General features: G+C 32.0%; 1 protein-coding gene. It reads right to left on the bottom strand.

The window, feature by feature from the left end:
- Nucleotides 1-169: 169 nt before the first annotated feature.
- Nucleotides 170-1,354 carry an IS110 family transposase gene (locus HUU89_RS14385; protein ID WP_175302123.1) on the bottom strand — a complete coding sequence of 395 codons (1,185 nt, stop codon included), beginning with the start codon at nt 1,352-1,354 and terminating at the stop codon, nt 170-172.
- Nucleotides 1,355-1,579: the final 225 nt, after the last annotated feature.

Raw genomic sequence — 1,579 nt, 5'->3', positions numbered from 1 at the left:
AGGAGCTAACTATATAAAATTCAAGTGATTTTATGAAAAAGTTTGAAAATATTTAAAAATTTGAATTTTCAGTTAGAAATGAAAGAGAACATTGAAAAGTGAATAGTGATTTGTAATTTTGGACATGCTGAAAAAGACCTCGAAAGGCCATTTTTAAAGTTTTCAAGTGCTATCTTAACAGTTGAGGATCAAACTGTTGATTTGTTTTTAAAAGATGATAGATGATTCTAAGCAGCTTTCTTACACAGTGTCCTTGAGCACAACGATGACCTTTGCCTTGAGAAATCTTTAACTGATAATACTTATTGAACACAGGATTGTGTCTTATTACAGGAAGTATTATCTGATATAGGGTCTTCCTTAAATATTTGGATCCTTTCTTGGTAATAGCTGTATGTTGTGCATTGAACTGACTTGATTCATAGTGTAAAGGAGCAACTCCTGCAAATTTAATGATTTGAGAAGTCTTAGAATAGTTGCTTATATCTCCTAATTCCGCTAGAATAGAAGTACCAGAGAAGTGAGATATTCCTGGTATGGATAGGATAGGAGAGTTATTTTGGATGGAGAACTCTTCTATTTTTTTATCTATTTCAGTTAGCTGTTCTTCAATCAGTTCTATTTGAGCGGTTAAATGTTTTATTTGAATAACTTCCGCTGATGAAGAAATCCCAATAGAAGATCTGGCACATTCTTTAAGTCTTTCAGGTGTTAAAGAAATACGATTGTCTCTGCCATCGATTTCAAAGCATTTACGGATGGTTCTGATATCTGTATTGGCGATATTTTCAGCACTCCCAAACATTTTAAGAATATTCATATAAACAATGCCATATTTAGAATTGAACAGTTTATTGAATTCAGGAAACACGACATCGATACATTTTTGAAGACGATTCTTATAGACATTTTCCTCTTCTTTCAAATTATGATGATGTCTTGTCAGCTGTTTTTGTTCATAAAGATCAAAGCTGTTGACTTTAGTGATACGATATTGTTTTTTACGCTCAGGAGTATCAAGAACATCACAGATATTGATTGTATCGAGCTTATCATTTTTAGTAATACCACCTTGCATCTTACAATTGAAATCAGTTGTTTTAGGATTAATTAAAGCAACAGTATATTGTAAGTCTAGAAGGTATTTCAACAAAGCAAAATGATAATGTCCCGTATCTTCCATACCAATAAGAATAGAATCTTTTGGATAAGATTTGATTTTTTGTACTAGAAAATCAAAACCTTCTTTGTCATTAGAAAAAGAAACAGGCTGAGAGATGATCTCACCAGTTTGTTGATCCATGACACAAAAGAAATGTTTGTTTTTTCCAATGTCGATGCCAATTAATTTCATATGTAAAAAATCCTTTCAAAGTAAATTATGTGAAATGGTGTCCACAACACTTAAACCACGAAACCTGGTTCAAAATAGGAATTCAAAGACTCATCTAACTAATCATTGTTTAGGAATAAGGTGTGGTAAGAAACTCCTCAAAGTAGTCGAGCCACAAGGAGTAAAATACAAATCCACATTCACATATTTCAATATTACAGAATACACAAAACGTAATCAATCGCG

It is taken from the genome of Faecalibacillus sp. H12 (assembly GCF_013361255.1).
Classification (GTDB): Bacteria; Bacillota_I; Bacilli_A; order Erysipelotrichales; family Coprobacillaceae; genus Faecalibacillus; species Faecalibacillus intestinalis.
The sequence above is the reverse complement of the archived record's forward strand: the minus strand, read 5'-3'. Positions and strand labels throughout refer to the sequence as shown.